Origin of the sequence: Sporosarcina luteola (assembly GCF_023715585.1) — a bacterium.
In the GTDB taxonomy this organism is placed as follows: Bacteria; Bacillota; Bacilli; order Bacillales_A; family Planococcaceae; genus Sporosarcina; species Sporosarcina luteola_D.
Map to the genome: position 1 here is coordinate 21,311 of NZ_JAMBOK010000003.1, position 19,529 is coordinate 40,839.

At 43.5% G+C, this 19,529-nt stretch carries 15 protein-coding genes; 12 read left to right on the forward strand and 3 right to left on the reverse strand.

All coding sequences use genetic code 11. The features are described from left to right. The first annotated feature begins 113 nt into the window (after positions 1-113). The 6 genes from M3193_RS12940 (at position 114) to M3193_RS12965 (ending at position 7,234) form a co-directional block, all read left to right on the forward strand. Entirely contained in the window at positions 114-1,286 is a 1,173-nt protein-coding gene (locus M3193_RS12940) for an NAD(P)/FAD-dependent oxidoreductase (RefSeq protein ID WP_251628940.1), read from the forward strand. After that, a complete protein-coding gene (locus M3193_RS12945) occupies positions 1,286-2,305 on the forward strand; it encodes a proline racemase family protein (protein ID WP_251628374.1) in 1,020 nt (339 codons plus the stop codon). Before M3193_RS12940 ends, M3193_RS12945 begins: the two co-directional genes overlap by 1 nt. A 74-nt stretch (positions 2,306-2,379) precedes the next feature. Beyond that, positions 2,380-3,300 (forward strand): proline racemase family protein, encoded by a 921-nt coding sequence (locus M3193_RS12950; protein WP_251628376.1) that lies wholly within the window; start codon positions 2,380-2,382, stop codon positions 3,298-3,300. A gap of 58 nt (positions 3,301-3,358) precedes the next feature. Continuing rightward, positions 3,359-4,801: a Na+/H+ antiporter NhaC gene (nhaC, locus tag M3193_RS12955; RefSeq protein ID WP_251628378.1), complete on the forward strand. Its 1,443-nt coding sequence runs from the start codon at positions 3,359-3,361 to the stop codon at positions 4,799-4,801. 21 nt (positions 4,802-4,822) lie between these two features. Then, positions 4,823-5,725 (forward strand): 4-hydroxy-tetrahydrodipicolinate synthase, encoded by a 903-nt coding sequence (gene dapA, locus M3193_RS12960; RefSeq protein ID WP_251628379.1) that lies wholly within the window; start codon positions 4,823-4,825, stop codon positions 5,723-5,725. Positions 5,726-5,743: 18 nt separating this feature from the next. Beyond that, positions 5,744-7,234, forward strand: coding sequence for an aldehyde dehydrogenase family protein (locus M3193_RS12965; protein ID WP_251628381.1), 1,491 nt, complete (start codon positions 5,744-5,746; stop codon positions 7,232-7,234). 203 nt (positions 7,235-7,437) lie between these two features. Here the strand turns inward: M3193_RS12965 and rpoN are convergent, their stop codons facing one another. Continuing rightward, on the reverse strand, positions 7,438-8,748 hold the full coding sequence (gene rpoN / locus M3193_RS12970; protein ID WP_251628383.1) for an RNA polymerase factor sigma-54: 1,311 nt from the start codon (positions 8,746-8,748) through the stop codon (positions 7,438-7,440). Between the two features lie 176 nt (positions 8,749-8,924). After that, positions 8,925-10,028: a M24 family metallopeptidase gene (locus M3193_RS12975; protein ID WP_251628385.1), complete on the reverse strand. Its 1,104-nt coding sequence runs from the start codon at positions 10,026-10,028 to the stop codon at positions 8,925-8,927. A gap of 192 nt (positions 10,029-10,220) precedes the next feature. Between M3193_RS12975 and M3193_RS12980 the strand changes: the two genes are divergently transcribed. The 6 genes from M3193_RS12980 to opp4C all read left to right on the forward strand — a co-directional run bounded on the left by M3193_RS12980 (position 10,221) and on the right by opp4C (position 17,362). Next, positions 10,221-11,300: a M24 family metallopeptidase gene (locus tag M3193_RS12980; protein WP_251628387.1), complete on the forward strand. Its 1,080-nt coding sequence runs from the start codon at positions 10,221-10,223 to the stop codon at positions 11,298-11,300. 356 nt (positions 11,301-11,656) lie between these two features. Continuing rightward, positions 11,657-12,640, forward strand: a complete 984-nt coding sequence (locus tag M3193_RS12985; RefSeq protein WP_251628389.1) for an ABC transporter ATP-binding protein — start codon at positions 11,657-11,659, stop codon at positions 12,638-12,640. Between the two features lie 23 nt (positions 12,641-12,663). Further along, the gene (locus M3193_RS12990) at positions 12,664-13,674 is read left to right on the forward strand and encodes an ABC transporter ATP-binding protein (protein ID WP_251628941.1); all 1,011 of its coding nucleotides are present in this window, start codon (positions 12,664-12,666) and stop codon (positions 13,672-13,674) included. A 75-nt stretch (positions 13,675-13,749) separates the two neighbouring features. Next, a complete protein-coding gene (locus tag M3193_RS12995) occupies positions 13,750-15,369 on the forward strand; it encodes a peptide-binding protein (protein WP_251628391.1) in 1,620 nt (539 codons plus the stop codon). Positions 15,370-15,480: 111 nt separating this feature from the next. Continuing rightward, on the forward strand, positions 15,481-16,431 hold the full coding sequence (locus tag M3193_RS13000; RefSeq protein ID WP_251628401.1) for an ABC transporter permease: 951 nt from the start codon (positions 15,481-15,483) through the stop codon (positions 16,429-16,431). 13 nt (positions 16,432-16,444) lie between these two features. After that, complete coding sequence (opp4C, locus tag M3193_RS13005; protein ID WP_251628403.1) at positions 16,445-17,362, forward strand: oligopeptide ABC transporter permease; 918 nt, start codon at positions 16,445-16,447, stop codon at positions 17,360-17,362. A gap of 60 nt (positions 17,363-17,422) precedes the next feature. On the opposite strand, the gene M3193_RS13010 is transcribed toward opp4C, so the two are convergent. Then, on the reverse strand, positions 17,423-19,465 hold the full coding sequence (locus M3193_RS13010; RefSeq protein ID WP_251628405.1) for a prolyl oligopeptidase family serine peptidase: 2,043 nt from the start codon (positions 19,463-19,465) through the stop codon (positions 17,423-17,425). Positions 19,466-19,529: the final 64 nt, after the last annotated feature.

Below are 19,529 nucleotides of genomic sequence, written 5' to 3' on the forward strand. Positions count from 1 at the left end.
ATAGAATGAAAATTCAATAGAAAGATATAAATGCGTGGTTATGATTTGTTGGCATGAAACGTGCATTAGAGATAAATGAACTTTCAAATGGGAGGAGGGGTTTTATGAGTAGTATTCAACATCGAGATGTTGTGGTCATCGGTGGAGGCATTATTGGTGCAGCAATAGCCTATTACGGATCGAAAGCTAATTTAGATATAACAATTCTTGAAAAAAAGGAGCTAGCGAGCGGTACTTCCTCTAGATGCGATGGAAATATTCTAGCGATTGATAAAGATCCTGGTTTTGATAGTCAGATGTCATTGAAAAGTCAACAGCTTGTCCATGAGTTAGACAAAGACTTGGAAGTTAGCTTCGAGTACCGCAACCCTGGCAGTATCCTTGTTTGTGAAAATGATGCTGAAATGGAAGCGGCAAATCAATGGGTAAGCCGTCAACAAGCGGCTGGTCTTGATTTCAAGATGTTGGACCGCGCCGATCTTCGTAATGAGTCCAAATATTTTGCAGATGATTTATACGGAGGCCTGGAGTGTAAAACAGATTCGACAGTCAATCCATACATGTTAACGTATTCCATGTTTAGCAGTGCTGAAAAAATGGGAGCTAAAATCCATACCCATACAGAAGTGAAAAATATGAAAAGAGAAGCTTCAGGCAAATTCATCATTGAGACGAACAATGGAACCTATTCCGCTAATAAAGTGGTTAATGCAGGCGGGGTATGGGCACCTAGAATCGGCGAAATGGTGGGGCTCGACATTCCGATCTTCCCGAGAAAAGGGCAATTGATCGTAGCTTCCAGGCAACAGCCGGTTGGACTGCGGAAGGTGATGGAGTTCGGTTACCTCATCTCCAAATTTGGTGGGCAACGTACTGTAGATCCGATGACGGAAAAATATGGTGTCGCACTCGTTTTTGAACCAACGGAGTCGCAGAACTTCCTTATTGGAAGCAGCCGTCAATTCGCAGGCTTCAATACAAAAGTTGATCATGAAGTCATTAAGTATATTGCAAAAAGGGCTATCCGCTTCTATCCAAAAATTGCAGATATGACCGTGATTCGAACGTATGCCGGATTACGTCCTTGGACGGAAGATCATCTGCCAATCATTTCACGCGTCGACCATATCCCTGGGTACTATATCGCGGCAGGCCATGAAGGCGATGGCATCAGTTTGGCAGCGGTAACAGGCAAATTGATTGAAGAGATGCTTGCGGATAAGGAAACATGCATCCCGATAGAACCATTGCGATTAGAACGATTTAAACAGGCGGTGACAAGCTGATGAAGTACCAACGAGTATTTACAACAATTGATACACATACAGGTGGAAATCCAACAAGGACCCTTATTAGTGGCTTGCCGCCGTTAAAAGGAAAAACGATGTCCGAAAAAATGTTGTATATGGAAAAACATTATGATTGGATTCGGAAGTTTTTAATGAATGAACCCCGGGGGCATGGAGTCATGTCCGGCGCGTTAATGACTGACCCATGCCACCCTGATGCTGATGTTGGTGTCATCTATATTGAAACGGGCGGCTACTTACCGATGTGTGGCCACGATACGATCGGATTCTGTACAGCATTGATCGAGGCAGGATTGATTGACGTCCAAGAACCTGTAACGAATATTAAAGTTGATACGCCAGCCGGTCTTATTAACGTAGACGTCCAAGTCGTCGATGGCGTAGCGAAAGAAGTGACGTTCGTCAATGTTCCATCCTTCTTGTTGAAATCAATTGAAATCGGCGTCGAAGGAATCGGCAATGTGGAATGTGATATCGCTTACGGTGGTAACTTCTATGGAATCATCGACGCACGAAAGTTAGGCATTCCGCTCGTGGAGACCAATGCGACGAACATTATCAATAAAGGGATCGATATCCGGAATGCCATCAACGCAACCGAAGAAATTGTCCATCCGGAATTCCCATTCATCAACGGGTTGACACATATTGAGTTTTATACGGATCCTACTCATCCGGATGCGGACTTGAAAAATACAGTCATCGTGCCGCCGGGGGGAATTGACCGCTCACCATGTGGAACAGGTACATCCGCTAAGCTGGCAACATTGTACAAGAGAAAAGAGCTTGGCCTCAATGAACGATTCGTCTATGAAAGTATTGTAGGTACGCTGTTCAAAGCACGTGTCCTAGAAGAAACAACTGTAAAAGACCTGGATGCAGTCATTCCTGAAGTGACGGGTTCTGCATGGGTTATGGGGATGCATCGCTTCTTCTACAACGAAAAAGACCCATTGCGTGAAGGGTATCTGCTTATTCCGCCAATGGACCACTAATCTGAGGGAATGGGGCAAAGCGTCCGGTGGGATTATGCGTGGCGCAAATATTGTATTCGAAAGGAGTTGTTTACATGAACTATGAAAAATTGTACTGCACGATCGATACGCATGTCGTTGGAGAACCGTTCCGTATCGTCATCCAATCCCCGATTGCCTTTAGTGGGGTGGATGTCAACTCCAATCATACGGAGTTGGCAAATAACTTCGAAACTGAAAAGAACCTGTTGTTGAATGAACCACGGGGGCATCGAGGCATGAACGGTTGTATCGTCACATCGTCCCTTACTGCGGATTTTCAATTGTTATTCTTTACGCATAAAGGCGGCAACAATTTCAAGTACGAAGGATTGCTAGCGACTGTAACCGCACTCATCGAAACAGGGAATTTGAAGAGAACTACAGACGATTCTTATAAAGTGGAAACGGCACACGGCATCTACACAGTAAAAGCACACGTCAACGATCAGGAAGTGACCGCCGTTGAATTGGAGAGCGGTGTGTGTACGGTCACTGAATCAGAGGTCGATGCAGCTGCTGCGGTTTCCGTAGATAATACCCGGAACTACTTGATCTACAATTTGCCTGAGTCCATTCAGGGAATTGGACTGGAGCATTTAGCGGCGGTAAGCGATTGGGGGATCGCCAAAACTGTGGAGCTTACAAATGCGAATATCGCCTATGACGGTGTAATCCTCGTAGAGAAACTACAAGAATCATCGAATAGCGTCCGCTCCGTCACATTTGAAAAGGATGGCTATATTCTTCGGTCTCCGGGAGTGGATAGCAGTTTTGCGCTTCTAACGCTTCTCAATGCTCAGGAGTCTATAACTGACCTTGAAAATGAAAGTATTTTTGGTAGTTCATTAACTGTACATTCGCTATTGGCGAATGAAGGTCGGTATTCCGTTACAGCGGTGCCATTCGTTACTGGATCACATGAATTCATTTTTGATTCTGAAGATCCATTGAAAAACGGTTTCATCTTGGCGTGAGATTGGCTTGTCCAAATGGAGAGGATCTATTCGCGGTACAAATAAAGGGGGAGTGACGATGGAAATGGAGAAGAGATTACCGAAATTAGCAGAAGTTCTATTTGTGTTAATTAGTTTCGGTGTCATCATGGTTACATTTATAGTCGTGTTTGGAATTTCAATTCACCTGGCATTACTGACTACATGGTTCATGATTATGTTAGTAGGTTTGAAGATTGGTTACAGATATAAGGAAATGCAGGATGGGTTATTGAAGGGCGTGACAGATGGTCTGGAAGCGGTCCTTGTTCTATTATCGGTAGGCGCCTTGATTGGGACGTGGATTGCTGGCGGAGTTGTGCCATCCATCATATATTACGGCTTGTCCGTAATTGAACCGAACATCTTTTTAATGGCAGCTTTTATCATTTGTACGGTAACGTCCATTGTGACGGGTACTTCTTTCGGATCTGCAGGAACTGCGGGGATTGCAATGATGGCGATTGGAGCAAGCTTTGGCTTCCCACTGCCACTAGTTGCAGGTGCAGTAATTTCCGGTTGCTATGTAGGGGATAAGCTTTCTCCATTATCCGATACGACTGTCATGACAGCTTCTCTTTCGAAGGTAGATTTGATTGAACATATTAAATCGATGTTGACTGTCAGTTTTCCGGCCTGGTTGATCGCGGCTGTGCTGTTCTTGACTGCAGGATTCTTCTACAGTGGTTCAGGTGACTTGAGTGCTGCAACATCAACGATGGGTTCTTTGGAGGAGTATTTCCATATCGGTTGGTATATGCTCATCCCGGCACTGATTGTCATCCTCTTATTGGCATTTAAGATGCCAGCCATCCCGGTTATTCTATTTGGTGCATTTTTGGGTACAATCTGGGCGTTCTTATTCCAAGGCGCAACATTCTTGGAAGCGTTCAATATTATGTACGCAGGAAACTCCATTGAGTCTGGAGTTCAATTCATCGATAAATTATTAAATCGTGGCGGAATCGTTTTCATGCTTGATGTCATCGCATTGATCATCTTTGCGCTTGGTGTTGGCGGTTTAATGGAACGGATTGGTGTGTTACATGCGCTTGGTGACTACTTGGCGAAATGGGCTAACAACCCAGGGAAGACAACCACTGCGACCCTCCTTGCCGGAATACTCGGAAATGCTTTCGGTGGAGCGTATGTGTCGCTTATAACAGCAACTAAGATCACCGGTGAAAACTATGACCGCTTGAATATAGATCGCCGTGTGCTTTCAAGAAACTCTGAAGCAGGTGGAACAGTGACGACCCCGATGGTTCCTTGGTCAGATGGTGGAGTGTTCATGGCCGCAGCACTCGGTGTTTCCACAATGAGCTACTTGCCATTCTTATGGTTCAACTTCCTAGTAGTCATCATCTCCCTAATTTACGGCTTTACAGGTAAATTCATTTGGTACAATAAGCAACCGCTGCCTGATAGGAAAATGAATAACAGTGTAGTAATTGAAGATGAAAAGATATTAATTAAATCATAAATATAATTGGAGGAATTACAGATGGTTAAATTAGAAGGTGTATTTCCAGTACTTGTAACACCGATGTTGAATCAACAAGATATCGATTGGGACGGGTTCCGCAACAATATCGAGCATTTTATCGAAGAAGGTGTTGCAGGGATTGCAATCAACGGAAGCACGGGCGAATTCGTCAGTTTGACAAAAGAAGAACGTTTCAAAGCGGTTGAGGTGGCGGTAGAACAAGTGAACGGACGTATCCCGTTGGTTGTCGGTACAGCAGCTGAAACGACCGCAGATGCAATCGAATATACACAACAAGCGGAAAAAGCGGGCGCAGATGCAGCGCTATTGATCAATTCATACTATGCACATCCAAAAGAGGAAGAAATCTACGAGCACTTCAAAGCGGTTGCAGAATCGGTCAAATTTCCAATCATGATCTACAACAACCCATTTACGTCCGGCGTAGACATTAGTACGGAAACAATTTTACGCGTAGGCCGCGATGTCGAGAACATCACGCACATCAAAGAATCGAGCGGAGGCATCGGCAAAGCGCGCGACATCGCACGCCAAGGCGAGGGCTTCATCAACGTGTTCTGTGGTTCCGAGGACCTTGCGATAGAATCATTCCTGGTCGGTGCCACGGGCTGGATCTCCGTATCGGGTAACATTGTACCCGGTCTAGTGACTTCGATGTACAACCATGTAAAAGCTGGCGAATTAGACGAAGCCTGGAAACTATATGACAAATTGCTTCCGCTTTGCGAGTACCTAGAAGGTTCTGGAAAATACGTTCAAATCACAAAACGTGCAATGGAATTGAAAGGCTGCGCGGGTGGTCCTTGCCGTCTACCACGTCTACCACTAAATGAAGATGAGGATGCCAAATTAAAAGAATTGATGGCGGATTTAGGTGTACTTAAACGTACTTATAACTAATAGGAAGGGAGAATCATTATGCAAGCGATCAATTATGATTTAAAACCAAAAGTCAAAGCGTTCCTTGAAGGTGTAAAAGGCCTTTACATTAACGGGGAATACGTTGAGGCGAAAAGCGGGAAGACATTTGATGTAGTTGATCCGGCAACGGAGGAAGTTATCGCAAAAGTAAGCGAGGCGCAAGCAGAGGACGTTGAATTTGCCGTTGCGGCAGCTCGTGAGGCGTTCGATGAAGGTGAATGGACGAAGATGGATGCAGCGACACGTTCCCACCTCATCTATAAATTTGCTGATCTACTGGAGGCAAACCGGGAGGAGCTTGCACAACTCGAATCACTCGATAATGGTAAACCGTATGAAACTGCACTTGCGGATGATGTGGATGGAACGATTCAACATTTCCGTTACTACGCAGGCTGGGCAACAAAAATCACAGGCCAGACGGTGCAAGTGTCCCCGGATTACTTAAACTATATCGTCCATGAGCCAGTAGGTGTTGTTGGGCAAATCATTCCTTGGAACTTCCCGCTCGCGATGGCGGCATGGAAACTAGGAGCTGCACTTGCGGTCGGGTGTACAGTCGTAATCAAACCGGCAAGTGAAACACCGCTTTCCCTTCTTTATGCGGCAAAACTGTTCAAAGAAGCAGGCTTCCCGGATGGTGTTGTCAACGTAGTCCCAGGTGCTGGACGCGTTGCAGGAGAAGCCATCATTACGCATAAAGACATCAACAAAGTGGCCTTCACAGGTTCAACAGCTGTCGGTAAAGAAGTGATGAAAAAAGCGGCGGAACAAATGAAAGGTGTTACACTCGAGCTTGGCGGTAAATCACCGGCAATCGTACTCGAAGATGCGAACGTCGAAGATGCGATTGAAGGCGCATTTGCGGGTACAATGTACAACCACGGGCAAAACTGTAGTGCATGTACACGTGTATTCGTTCAGCGTGGCCTCTACAATCAATTCGTAGAAGAGCTTGCAGAAAAAGCGAAAGCGTTGAAAGTAGGACCTGGCTTGGACCCGGCGACAGAAATGGGGCCACTCGTATCTGCAAAACAACAGCAGACAGTCCTTGGATACATCGAACAAGGGAAAGCGGAAGGTGCGCGCCTTGTCGCGGGCGGAGAAAGAGCGCATGAAAAAGGCTTCTACGTACAACCAACCGTCTTTGCGGATGTTGAAGATCACATGACAATCGCACGCGAGGAGATCTTTGGACCTGTCCTTTCCATCTTTGTCTTCGACACCGTCGAGGAAGTCATCAAACGTGCAAACGACAGCGACTACGGACTGGCTGCAAGTGTCTGGACGGAGAATATCAAGAAAGGCCACTACATCGCAGGCAAACTCCAAGCGGGAACTGTCTGGGTGAATGACTTCGGCCTGGAATGGGAGACAATGCCATTCGGTGGCTACAAGCAATCAGGTATCGGCCGCGAAATGGGCGGCGAATACGGATTGGCGAACTACACGGAAGTGAAAAGTGTGTTCGTGAACATCAAGCAATAATCGAATTCCGTTTCCCCATCGAAAATCGAATAACATAAAACGCGGATATTCCCCCAAATATCCGCGAATCCGATTCTTATATGCAACACGCGAAATAAAGTCGAAAAACCTACCCCTGTAATATAGAAAAAGAGATCGCTGCACCAGTTGAACACCCACTGGTCGGCGGTCTCTTTCAAATAATAAGTAGATTTTGGCTTGGGCTAAACTCGTATTTCCTTCCGTTTACTGGAGGAGGGGATCCGTAATTCTTCACGGTACTTACTAATGGTTCGTCTAGAAATGGTAATTCCTTGTTTTGTAGTGAAGTAATCCGCTATTTTTTGGTCGGAATATGGTTTGAATTTATCCTCTGAGGCGATGTACTCCTCTAAAAGTGTCTTTACTTTTGTTTGAGAAATGCTATCGCCATCCGATGTATCTATTTTGGAGTTGAATAGAGTACGCAGTTCATATGTACCGTGTGGTGTTTGGATCACTTTATTCGCTGTCGCCCGGCTAACAGTCGATTCATGCATTCCGATTTCATCGGCTACTTCTTTCAATGTTAAAGGCATCAATGAGGATAAGCCGCTCTCAAAGAAATTCTTCTGTTTTTCTAGAAGGACCGATACGATTTTAATAATCGTATTGCGCCGTTGCTCGATGCTCGTTAACAGCCATTGATAGTTTTTATGTTGTAGCTGCATATATTTTGATACATCATTTTTCGAATGGAGGAAATGTGAATATGCCTTGTTCAGTTGGATCTTGGGCAAATAAGCGTCATTCAAGTGAAAAACGAACTCGCAATCTTTCAATTCGACGATAATATCCGGTGTCATGAACTCCGTTGGATGATCGCAATTCAAAGTACAAGGCCGTGGATTAAGCGATAGTATGAAATCGTGCAGCTCTTTCAATTCGGCCATCGTGATCCTCATCTTGGAAGCAATCTCATTCCATTTCCGATTGGCGACAAGGTCCAGATGATGTTGCACTAATTCCGAAGCTTTTCCTTTTTCAGGATGAAGATAGGAAATCTGAAGTAGAAGACATTCCCTCAAGCTCCGTGCTCCTATACCGATCGGCCCTAAATATTGAAGAAGATGAATTCCTTCTTCAATCTGCTCTTCATTGAATTCCGATGGATTGTCTGTATCGGCAATCAAGTCGGGTAAATAGCCATTGTCATCAAGATTATAGATGAGGTAACGTAATAATTTTTGAGTATATTTATCCTTATACATGAACTTGGCATGTTCGTATAATTCATCGCGCATGTTTCTACTATTGCTCCGAATTACCTCTGTCGGCATCCCAGAGGAGCTGGAAAATGAACGTTGGTTTACTTTTTCCTCATATTCGCTGCGATCCTCTTTTTCTTTCAGTTCAATGAGTGGGTTTTCCAATTCCTGTTGTCTAATATAATGTTCAAGCTCATGAGTTGAGTATTGTAAAAGTTCAATGGCTTGCCTTAGTTCCATCGTCATTAGTAAATTAAGCTCTTGTCGCTGTTGAAGAACAAGCTCCATAATTACTCCCCCTTCTTTTAAACGTTGAACTAATGTGAGCGCTTTCATCATGTAATTAGTATAACATAAAGAAAAGTGAAAAATAATAGAAAGATTGAATAGTTTTATAAAACATAGTGCGTTTGGAAGGAAAAATATTTTAAACTGCCCATCCCCTTTACATAGCAGTATATTGATTAGAGAATTTGTAGTTGTTTTGGAAAGGAAGTTAATACTTCCACATTCCCCTCCTCATTGATATAAACAATATCCTCTATGCGAACGCCGCCATCTTCGGGCATATAAATGCCAGGCTCAATTGTGAACACAAGCCCGCGCTCTGCAAGTTCCTCATTGTTGTGGTGGATGGAAGGCTCTTCATGTACTTCAATGCCTAGTCCGTGCCCCACGCGGTTATTGAAATACGCCCCATATCCATGCTCTTTAATGACATTTCTTGCAGCAATATCGAAAGTCTTCAACGGTACTCCCGCCCGTACCGCGTTAATGCCCGCTTCATTGGATTGAAGGACGATATCGTAGATTTCCTTTTGCCGCTCTGATGCCTCACCGATGATAAATGTTCTTGTAATGTCAGAGCAATAGCCATCCTTTATGACGCCGAAATCGATTAAAAGATAATCCCCTTTTTGTAGTTTACGTTCCCCAGGTGACCCGTGTGGCAAAGCCGCTTTTTCGCCTGTCAGTACGATTGTAGAGAAAGAAGGCCCATCCGCACCGAATTTCCGCATAAGGAATTCGAGTTCCGCCGTCAATTCCGCCTCATTCATGCCAATTTCGATCTTTTTGATGCCTTCTTCCAAAACTTTTTCAATTATTTCAATCGCTTTCTTTAACTGAACAACTTCTTCCTTTGACTTTTTCTTGCGTTGTGTATTGATGAAAGGTTGTACATCGACAACTTCGATATGAGGATACACTTCAAGCAAACTGTTGTAACGGAAGTAACTGAAGGCCTTTCCTTCAATGCCCACAGTCTGGGAAATAGAGCCGATTGTGTTTTTTACTACTTCAAATGGAATCTGGTCATCCCAAATTGGAATTGTTATTTCAATATCGGAGGCTTGAGCGGCCGCTTCTTTGTCTAAAGCAGGAACGAAGAGGTAGGATTCGTCGTTTTTGGTATCAATCAGCAAGGACATGAACCGTTCATGGGGATCTGAGTTGAAACCGGTGTAATAAAAAACATTGGCTGGGTCAGTAATCATTACCACATCGACCTGTTGTTCCGTCAAATAATTTTTCAAATGTTTACGTCTAACACTGTAAATAGTACTCACAACGGATTCCTCCTAGATTTATATTACTAATCCTACATCTCTATGCAAGATGCATGCCGGATTTCTTAAATATGCAATAAAAATAGTATTGTATTTCGATAATACTGACAGTTCGGTTGATTTGGCATGATACTTGCATTATCTATTGTATTGGTGAGTAGGATAGGCAGGTATATCAAGGGAGGAATGAGAGTGAAAAGACGACTAGAAAAGCTTCGAAAACAAATGGATGAACTGCAAATTGACGGAATGATGATTAATGGGGATTGGAACCGTAGATATATATCCGGTTTTACAGGGAGTAATGGCGTTGTCCTCATTACTGCAAATGATGCGAGATGTATAACAGATTACCGTTATTTTGAACAGGCGTCAAAGCAGACAGATATGGGAGTCGTATTACACGAGGAGCATACAGGGCATAAACATAAGATTTATGATGAAGTGGCAAAACAAGTGAAGGATATGGGCATCAAGCTACTTGGGTTCGAGCAACAGCATCTCAACTTCGGAAGCCATGCAAAATTGGATGGGCTCACGGATGCTGAATTAATCCCTACGTATGATTTGGTGGAAAACGTGCGCATGGTAAAGTCACCTGAGGAAATCGAGCATATCCGGGTTTCGTCAAAAATTGCGGACGCCGCTTTTGTACATGTATTGAATGTCATCCGACCGGGCCTGACGGAGTTGGAGGTCGCGGGGGAAATCGAAAATTTCATTAAAAGGAACGGTGGAGTTACTTCGACATTCAGCCCAATTGTCGCATCCGGATGTAGATCCTCTCTCCCGCATGGGCGTGCAAGCGATAAGGTCCTGGAAAAGGGTGACATGATCACAATTGACTTTGGGGCAAACTATAACGGCTACTGGTCCGATATTTCCCGCGTCGTGTCATTAGGGGAACCGAACGCTCAGCTGAATGAAGTGTACCAAGCAGTCCTTCGCTCTTTCAATAACTGTGCAAGCAACTTGAAGGCAGGATGGACAGACCAAGAAGTCGACAAATATATGAGAGACATTCTTATTGAAACAGGTTTCAATAAACTTTCCGGGACAGGCACTGGCCACGGCATCGGATTGGAAGTCCATGAAAAACCACTTTTTTCGGTGGACTCCGAGAAAATCCTATTGCCGAATATGGTCGTCACCATCGAGCCTGGTGTTTACCTTAAAGGAATCGGGGGAGCGCGTGTCGAGGATATGCTGCTCATTACAGAAGAAGGCTGTGAAGTGTTATCACCGTCTACGAAAGAGTTGGTAGTTTTATAAGATAAACCGCATTCGGCCGGGTATGCCCGATGGGGTTACTATGTATATTCAAAATAATTAGACACTAGGCATGTTGAACTTATTGATACACGATTAAAAACATAGGTAATTCACCTTGTCACATAATCACTGTAAAAGAAATTTTACAGTGAATATGTATTTAAAATATTTTTACAGTTCGCAACACTGAACTACCAATATTAAATACTGATAATTGAATAATTTGGGTTGGCACACAACTTGCATATATAGATTGCTGACTTGGTCGAAATTTTGAATGGATAGAACAAATAGATAGGCATTAGATTTCGATGCTTGGCCGGTTTACTGAAGATAAATGAGTAGAGGTGGGCACTATGTCGAATTTATTGGAAATAAAAAACTTACGTACACACTTTGTCAAAAATAAACGGATAATCCGAGCGGTGGATGGTATAGATTTTCAAATTGGGAAAGGAGAAACAATCGCTTTAGTAGGGGAGTCAGGTTGCGGTAAAAGTATGACCTCCTTGTCAATTATGGGGCTCGTACCTTCTCCAGGCGGAAAAATAGTCGAGGGGGAAATCATTTTAGATGGCGTTAATCTACTGGACTTAACTGAAAAGGAGATGTATGGAGTCCGTGGAAAAGACATCGCAATGATATTCCAAGAACCAATGACTTCCTTGAATCCTGTACTGACGATTGGGGATCAATTGACAAGCGTCATTATCCACCATCTAAAACTCAGTAAAAAAGAGGCGAATTTGAGAGCAATTGAGATGTTAGAGCTAGTTGGTTTCTCCGACCCTACTAAAATGATGAAAAATTACCCGCATCGACTATCTGGCGGTATGAGGCAACGTGTAATGATTGCAATGGCGATGTCCTGTAATCCGAAGTTGCTAATTGCTGATGAACCGACAACAGCATTGGACGTTACGATTCAAGCTCAGGTGCTAGAACTGATGAAGGAATTAAGTAAGAGATTTTCTACATCAATTTTATTGATTACCCATGATCTCGGCGTGGTCTCCGAACTTGCTGAAAGAGTTGTCGTGATGTATGCAGGTCAAATTGTAGAAATCGCAACGATCGAAGATCTATTTGATGACCCGCTCCACCCTTATACGATCGGTCTGATAAACTCCGTACCTTCCATAGAGGGTGAAATTAAAAGGCTTCAGTCCATTGAAGGCAATGTTCCGGCACCCGGTTCGATCATACAAGGGTGTAAATTTGCAGCTAGATGCAGCCATGCATTTGACCGGTGTTGGATAGAGGAGCCTGATCTTTTGCTAATGGATGATTCACGAGCTGTCCGATGTTTTTTGTACGATGACGAGGAGGCAAATGTATGAATTCTACACAATTACTCCAACCGATGGAGCAAACCGAAAGTGCAAATAAAATACCTGTCGAACCCATCTTGAAAGTGAAGAATCTGAAGGTGCACTTCCCGGTGAAGGCAGGAATTATGCAGCGAACGACAGGATACGTAAAGGCTGTTGACGATATAAGTTTTCATGTGAAAAGAGGGGAGACATTGGGCATTGTCGGGGAATCCGGTTGCGGAAAATCGACAATGGGCAGGTCTCTGATCAGACTTAATGAACCGACTGAGGGGAGCATCATTTTTAATGGAAATGATATAACGGCGATGTCCGAAAAAGAATTGAGGCCGCTGATCAGGAGAAAAATTCAAATGGTCTTCCAAGATCCCTATGCTTCCCTGAATCCTAGAAAGTCACTTGGCAATACGTTAAATGAGCCTTTGAGAGCCCATAATCTACATGGCAATCAGAGAGAACGGGATGAGAGGATTAAAGAGTTACTCAATGTAGTCGGCTTACACTCATCTTCAATGAACCACTATCCTCATGAATTCTCAGGCGGCCAACGCCAAAGAATAGGCATTGCACGTGCGCTTGTCCTAAATCCTGATCTAATCATTGCGGATGAAGCGGTTTCTGCTCTGGACGTATCGATTCAGGCTCAAATCATTAACTTATTGGAGGATTTGCAGGAGCAATTTGACTTGACGTATATCTTTATTTCCCATGACCTAAGTGTCGTACGACATATTGCTGACCGGGTGGGAGTTATGTATTTAGGGAAACTTGTAGAACTTGCAGACAAGGCTGAGCTATACGTCGAGCCGCTGCATCCATATACGAAGGCACTTCTCTCCGCGGTTCCTTCTATCCGTTCAAAGGGTGCACAGACGCGTGAAAGAATCGTTTTAAAGGGGGATATACCGAGTTCAATCAATCAGCCATCCGGTTGTGTCTTTCATACGAGATGTCCAGTCAGGATGGAACATTGCAAAGTGGCTATTCCGACTCTCAAGGAAGTTAAACCCGGACATTTTGTAGCCTGTCACTTGTATGACTGAAAAGGTTTTTCGAAAGGGGTGATGTTCCGACTTGTTTTATCCGGCAGTTACTACATTTAGGGGGAGAAAAAGAAGATGAAAAAACGTTTCTTACTGGCAGTTGTATTGATAATGACGCTAATTATTGCAGCCTGTTCTGATGGAACGGCCAATGAAGTTGAAAAGAATCAAGGGGATAAGAAAGAGGAAGCAAAGTCTGGGGGAAGGCTTTTATTAGGAACGACAGCTGCTCCTACACTATTCAATCCTTATTATTCGACCGATACATCCAGTTCGACAATTGAAGGGTTTATTTTCAGTGGACTGGTAACCGTGGATACAGATTTTAATCCAGAAGGGGACCTAGCCGAGAGTTGGGAGTTCTCCGATGATGGATTAACGTGGACATTTAAATTAAGGGAAAATGTGAAATGGCATGACGGAGAAGATTTTACCGCAGATGATGTTGTATTCTCTTATAACATTCCACTGCACGAAGATTATATTGGGCCACGTGGTCTGCCATTTGAAATCATTGAAGAAGTCAACAAAGTAGATGACTATACTGTGGAAATCATACTTTCAGAGCCATACGCACCTTTCATTACCATCACTGCACAATTTGAAATCCTGCCGGAACATATACTCGGAGATGTGCCGATCGCGGATCTTGGTAAGCAAGCATTCAATACGAAAGAGCCTATCGGAACAGGCCCATTCAAATTCACTGAATGGAAAGAAGGGGAATATATCCAATTGGATGCTTTCGAAGATTATTTTAAAGGAAAGCCAAAATTGGAATCGATCATTTATAAGATTGTTCCGGATACGAATACATTGATGGCTCAGTTACAAGTCGGAGATATTAACTTAGCAGGCATTTCGCCGCAGTATATTGAAACTGCGAAGAAATTAGAAGAACAAGGTAAGGTTGAAGTAAGTACAGGCGATTCCAATGCTTTCGAATACATTGGCTATAATCTTAGAAATGACTTATTTAAAGACAAAGAAGTTCGTCAAGCGTTGACGCACGCGATTGATAAAGATGCAATTGTCCAAGCTATTTTGGATGGTGCAGGAACTGTCGCGCATGGACCGGGAAGCCCGGCAAACTGGGCGTTCAACCCTGACATGCCAGAGTTTGAATACAATCCGGAGTTAGCAAAGAAAAAGCTTGAAGAAGCAGGATGGACACCTGGAGCGGATGGTGTTCTAGAGAAAGATGGAAAGAAATTCGAGTTCGTATTGAAAACCACTTCAGCTAACGAAATACGTCAACAGATAGCGGAAGTTGTCCAACAACAATGGAGTGAAATCGGCGTTAAGGTATCCATTGAATTGCTGGAGTGGAGTGCTTACGTTGAACAGACGAGCCCGCCATTATGGAATTTTGATGCCATTGTTGCAGGATGGTCGATTGGCAGTGATCCGGACCCGACATGGTTCTGGCACACATCAGAAATTGAAAACGGATTGAACTACAATGGTTTTTCGAATGCTCGAGTGGATGAGTTACTATCCAAAAACACACAGATCTCAGATCTCGAAGAGCGGAAGCGTATTATTGCAGAGGCAGATGCAATTGTTGCAGAAGAGCAACCGAATACATTCCTGTATTACGTCCAAGGAAGTCTTGCAAAATCGCCTACTCTTCATGGTCCGGAATTCAATGCAGCTAACACGTATTACAAAATTCATGAATGGTACTTCGACTGACTGATTGATTTGAAAAACGAACATCTCCCAAAATGAGGAGATGTTCGTCTTGTTGGGTAAGTGTGCCATGTTCGTAAATAAAAATGGCGCTCAGAAAGGAGTCTAAGGGATATGGCTTCATATATAGTAAGACGGATATTATATGCGATACCCCTGCTATTTTTGATAACCATCATATCATTTGGAATGATGAAAATGGCGCCAGGGGATCCGACTGCTCTGATGATGGATCCAATGATTAAAAAAGAGAACTTAGTAGCCTACCAAGAAGCGTATGGCTTAAATGATAATGTGCTTGTGCAGTATGTCCGATGGTTAGGGAATATGGTCCAAGGGAATTTTGGTGAATCACTCATACGCCAAGGAGTACCTATCAGTGACTTAATAACGGCTAGGCTGCCCAATACATTATTGTTAATGCTAGTTTCGTCTTTCATAGCTTTTCTTATTTCTATCCCTTTAGGTGTGATCTCGGCTACAAAGAGAAATTCACTGACTGACTATTCAATTACATTTGTTTCCTTCCTTGGTATCGCCACACCGAATTTTTGGATTGGGCTCGTATTAATTATGGTTTTTTCGGTGAATCTTGGTTGGTTTCCGACTGGCGGTGTTTCCACCCTTGGAGAACCATTCAGCATTTGGGATCGGATACATCATTTGATTTTGCCAGCTCTTGTTCTTGCAACAGCTGACATGGCAGGGTTAACCCGATATTCTCGCTCAAGTATGCTTGATGTACTTCGTCAGGATTATATCCGAACAGCGAAGGCAAATGGATTTAAAAATAGTACTGTTATTTTTAAACATGGTTTTCGAAATGGCTTAATCCCGATCATCACAATTTTGGGGTTAATGTTGCCATCATTTATCGGAGGCTCTGTCATTATCGAAAGCATATTTGCTTGGCCAGGTATTGGATTGCTGTTTGTAGAGGCTGCATTCCAACGTGATTATCCTGTCATCATGGCAGTAGTGGTCATCGCAGCTACATTAGTTGTCGTTGGAAATTTACTTGCTGACATCCTCTATGCTGTCTTTGATCCGAGAATTGAATATTAAGGGAGAGAAAGAAATGACACTTCCAAATCAAGTAGAGTTTACAAACCGACCCACCCTACTAGAAGATCATCAATTACAGCCGCACGATTCTATATGGAGAGTGATGCTACGAAAATATATGAGCAATAAATTGGCGGTAATCGGCGCAATTTTATTATTCATTATTATTGGGTCTGCACTATTTGCTCCCTGGTTAGCCCCACAGGATCCAAGTAAACAGGTATTGCTAGATAAGTTGAGTCCACCTGGTGATAAATACATCTTAGGTGCCGATAATTTAGGGCGTGACACATTGAGTCGCTTATTGTATGGTGCACGTGTCTCTTTGTTAGTCGGCTTCGCATCTGTTGCAGGTTCGATTTTCATAGGAACAGTGATCGGTGCGGTGGCGGGTTATTACGGAGGCAAGTTGGATGCAGTATTGATGCGGTTTGTTGATGCTGTTATTTCATTCCCGTCATTGTTTTTATTAATTACACTGGTCACGATTTTTGAGCCAAGTTTAATGACGTTAATCGCCGTATTCGCCATCTTTGGCTGGACGGGGACAGCCCGTTTGGTACGAGGGGAATTCTTATCCCTTCGTTCGGCAGAATTTGTATTGGCCGCAAGGACGCTGGGCATTCGGAATTCCCGTATCATCTTTTCACATATCCTTTCGAATGCAATGGGACCCATCATCGTTTCGGCGACTCTCGGTATTGGAGGGGTAATACTAGCGGAAGCTGCCCTCAGTTATCTCGGGCTTGGCATTCAACCGCCTATTCCTAGTTGGGGCAACATGTTGCAAAGTGCTCAAAATCCCCAAGTTATGCTAGGAGCCTGGTGGTATCCGCTGTTCCCAGGGTTTATGATCCTGATAACTGTGTTGGCATTTAACTTTGTCGGAGATGGATTACGCGATGCTTTTGATCCGAAGATTAATGATTAATGGAAAAGAGGGTGTGGTTATCATCTAACCACGCCCTCTACTTATTTGCAGTATATGAACTTACATCATATTCAAGTTCTTGAAAAGGAAGGAGTATATATCGGTATGTTCCTCGATGATCTTAGCAATCGGTTTTCCTAAGCCATGGCCGGCGTCTTTTTCAATCCGTATAAGGACCGGTGCGTCACCGCCTTGGGCTTCTTGTAATGTTGCAGTGTATTTCATTGCGTGTAAGGGAACTACACGGTCATCTGTATCTGCAGTAGTGACCAACGTTGCCGGGTAGGATGTGCCCGGTGAGACGTTGTGAAGTGGAGAGTATGCATAGATGTTTTTGAAATCCTCTTCATTTTCTTCTGCATTTCCAAATTCCGACGTCCAGAATCTCCCGACAGTGAATTTCTGATAACGGAGCATATCCGTGACGGGCACTTGGCAAATGACAGCACCGAACAAGTCGGGCTGCTGGTTCATACATGCAGCAACCAATAAGCCGCCGTTACTTCCGCCCATAATAGCCAGCAGAGAAGGGGAAGTATAGTTATTGCTTACGAGCCACTCCGCAGCGGCAATAAAGTCATCGAATACTTGTTGTTTCCTTTCAAAGGTGCCGGCTTGGTGCCACGCTTCACCATATTCTCCTCCGCCTCTAATATTCGCTACAACATAGACGCCACCCTCTTTTATGAACATGGCATTCGAAGCAGAGTAGGAAGGTGTCATGCTAATATTGAAACCGCCATAGCCGTACAGCAAAACAGGATTTTTCCCGTTTAATTCAAGCCCTTTTTTATGTGTGATGAACATAGGGACCTGGGTTCCATCTGTTGAAGTGTAAAAAACTTGTTTCGTTTCATAGAGAGTATGGTCGAGTCCCTTTTCAGAAGCAAATACTGTTTCTAGACGATCGGAAGCGACATCATATCGGACTATGGTTGTCGGATTCAAATAAGAGGTGTACCCTATAAAAATCTCCTGTTGTTTTTTATTGATAGAAACATCCGTGATTGTAATCATATCGGGCAATGCAATCGTTTTTACAAAGGCCCCGTCAAGTTTGAACAATGATAGGTGATGACGTGCATGCTGCATGAAGGATAAAACAAAATAATCCTCCATGATTTTTGTGAAATACATGACTTCTTGTTGCTCAGGAACAATATCTTTCCAATTCTCTTCTTCAGGTTGCTGAATATCGATTGCAATTATTTTTCCATTAGGTGCATTCTTGTTCGTATATACGTAAAAGATGTTCTCTTTATTGCCTAAAAACGAATAGTAAGCATCCCCATTTGGAGCTACTGGGATGAAATCCTCATTACTGTCAATTGAGCGGTAATAGAGCCGGCTTTTATTTTCGGTTCCTTTCCATGATTGAAGGATCAGGTAGCGATAATCGTCACCTAACGTCGCGCTGAAAGATAATTCCTTATCATCAGGACGCTCATGAATCAAAACGTCGTCCGACTGAGGGGTATTCAAGATATGCAAATAGAGTTTATTATAATTGCTTTCGTCTTCCGATGAGACCGTTCCTGGTTCAGGAAAGCGGCTATAATAAAATCCAGAACTGTCTTCCAACCAAGCGATCGTACTGAATTTACACCAGTTGATCGTTTCAGGATACTCTTCACCCGTTTCTACATTCTTGACATGGATCTCTTGCCAATCACTGCCGTTTTCGGATAGGGCGTAGGCCATTAAGTTTCCATTTTTATTGAATGTAACGTTAGTGATGGCGGTTGTCCCGTTCGGATTTAGAAGATTGGGATCGATGACTACCTCCGGAGAGGAAGTGGTGAAGTCCTTCATTCGATAGTAAACGGGCTGATTTTGTAACCCGTCATTCTTATGGAAGTAATAAAAGTCGCCGTTCTTCTGAGGTGCGAAATATTTCTCATAATTCCATTCTTCCTTAAGCTTCTCCTTGATACCCTCCCTCTCGGCAATCGAGTCGACATACTGTCTGGTCTGTGCACTTTGTTGTGAAATCCACTCTTGCGTGGAACTGGCTTTCATATCCTCTAGCCATCGATAAGGATCTTCAACAAGCACACCATGGTAATTCTCTGCAACAGTTTGTTTAGTAGATAACAAGTCCATACGACAAACACTCCTTAACGCTGTATTTTAAGTGCGTACTGCACAGTAAATACATGCAATTTTT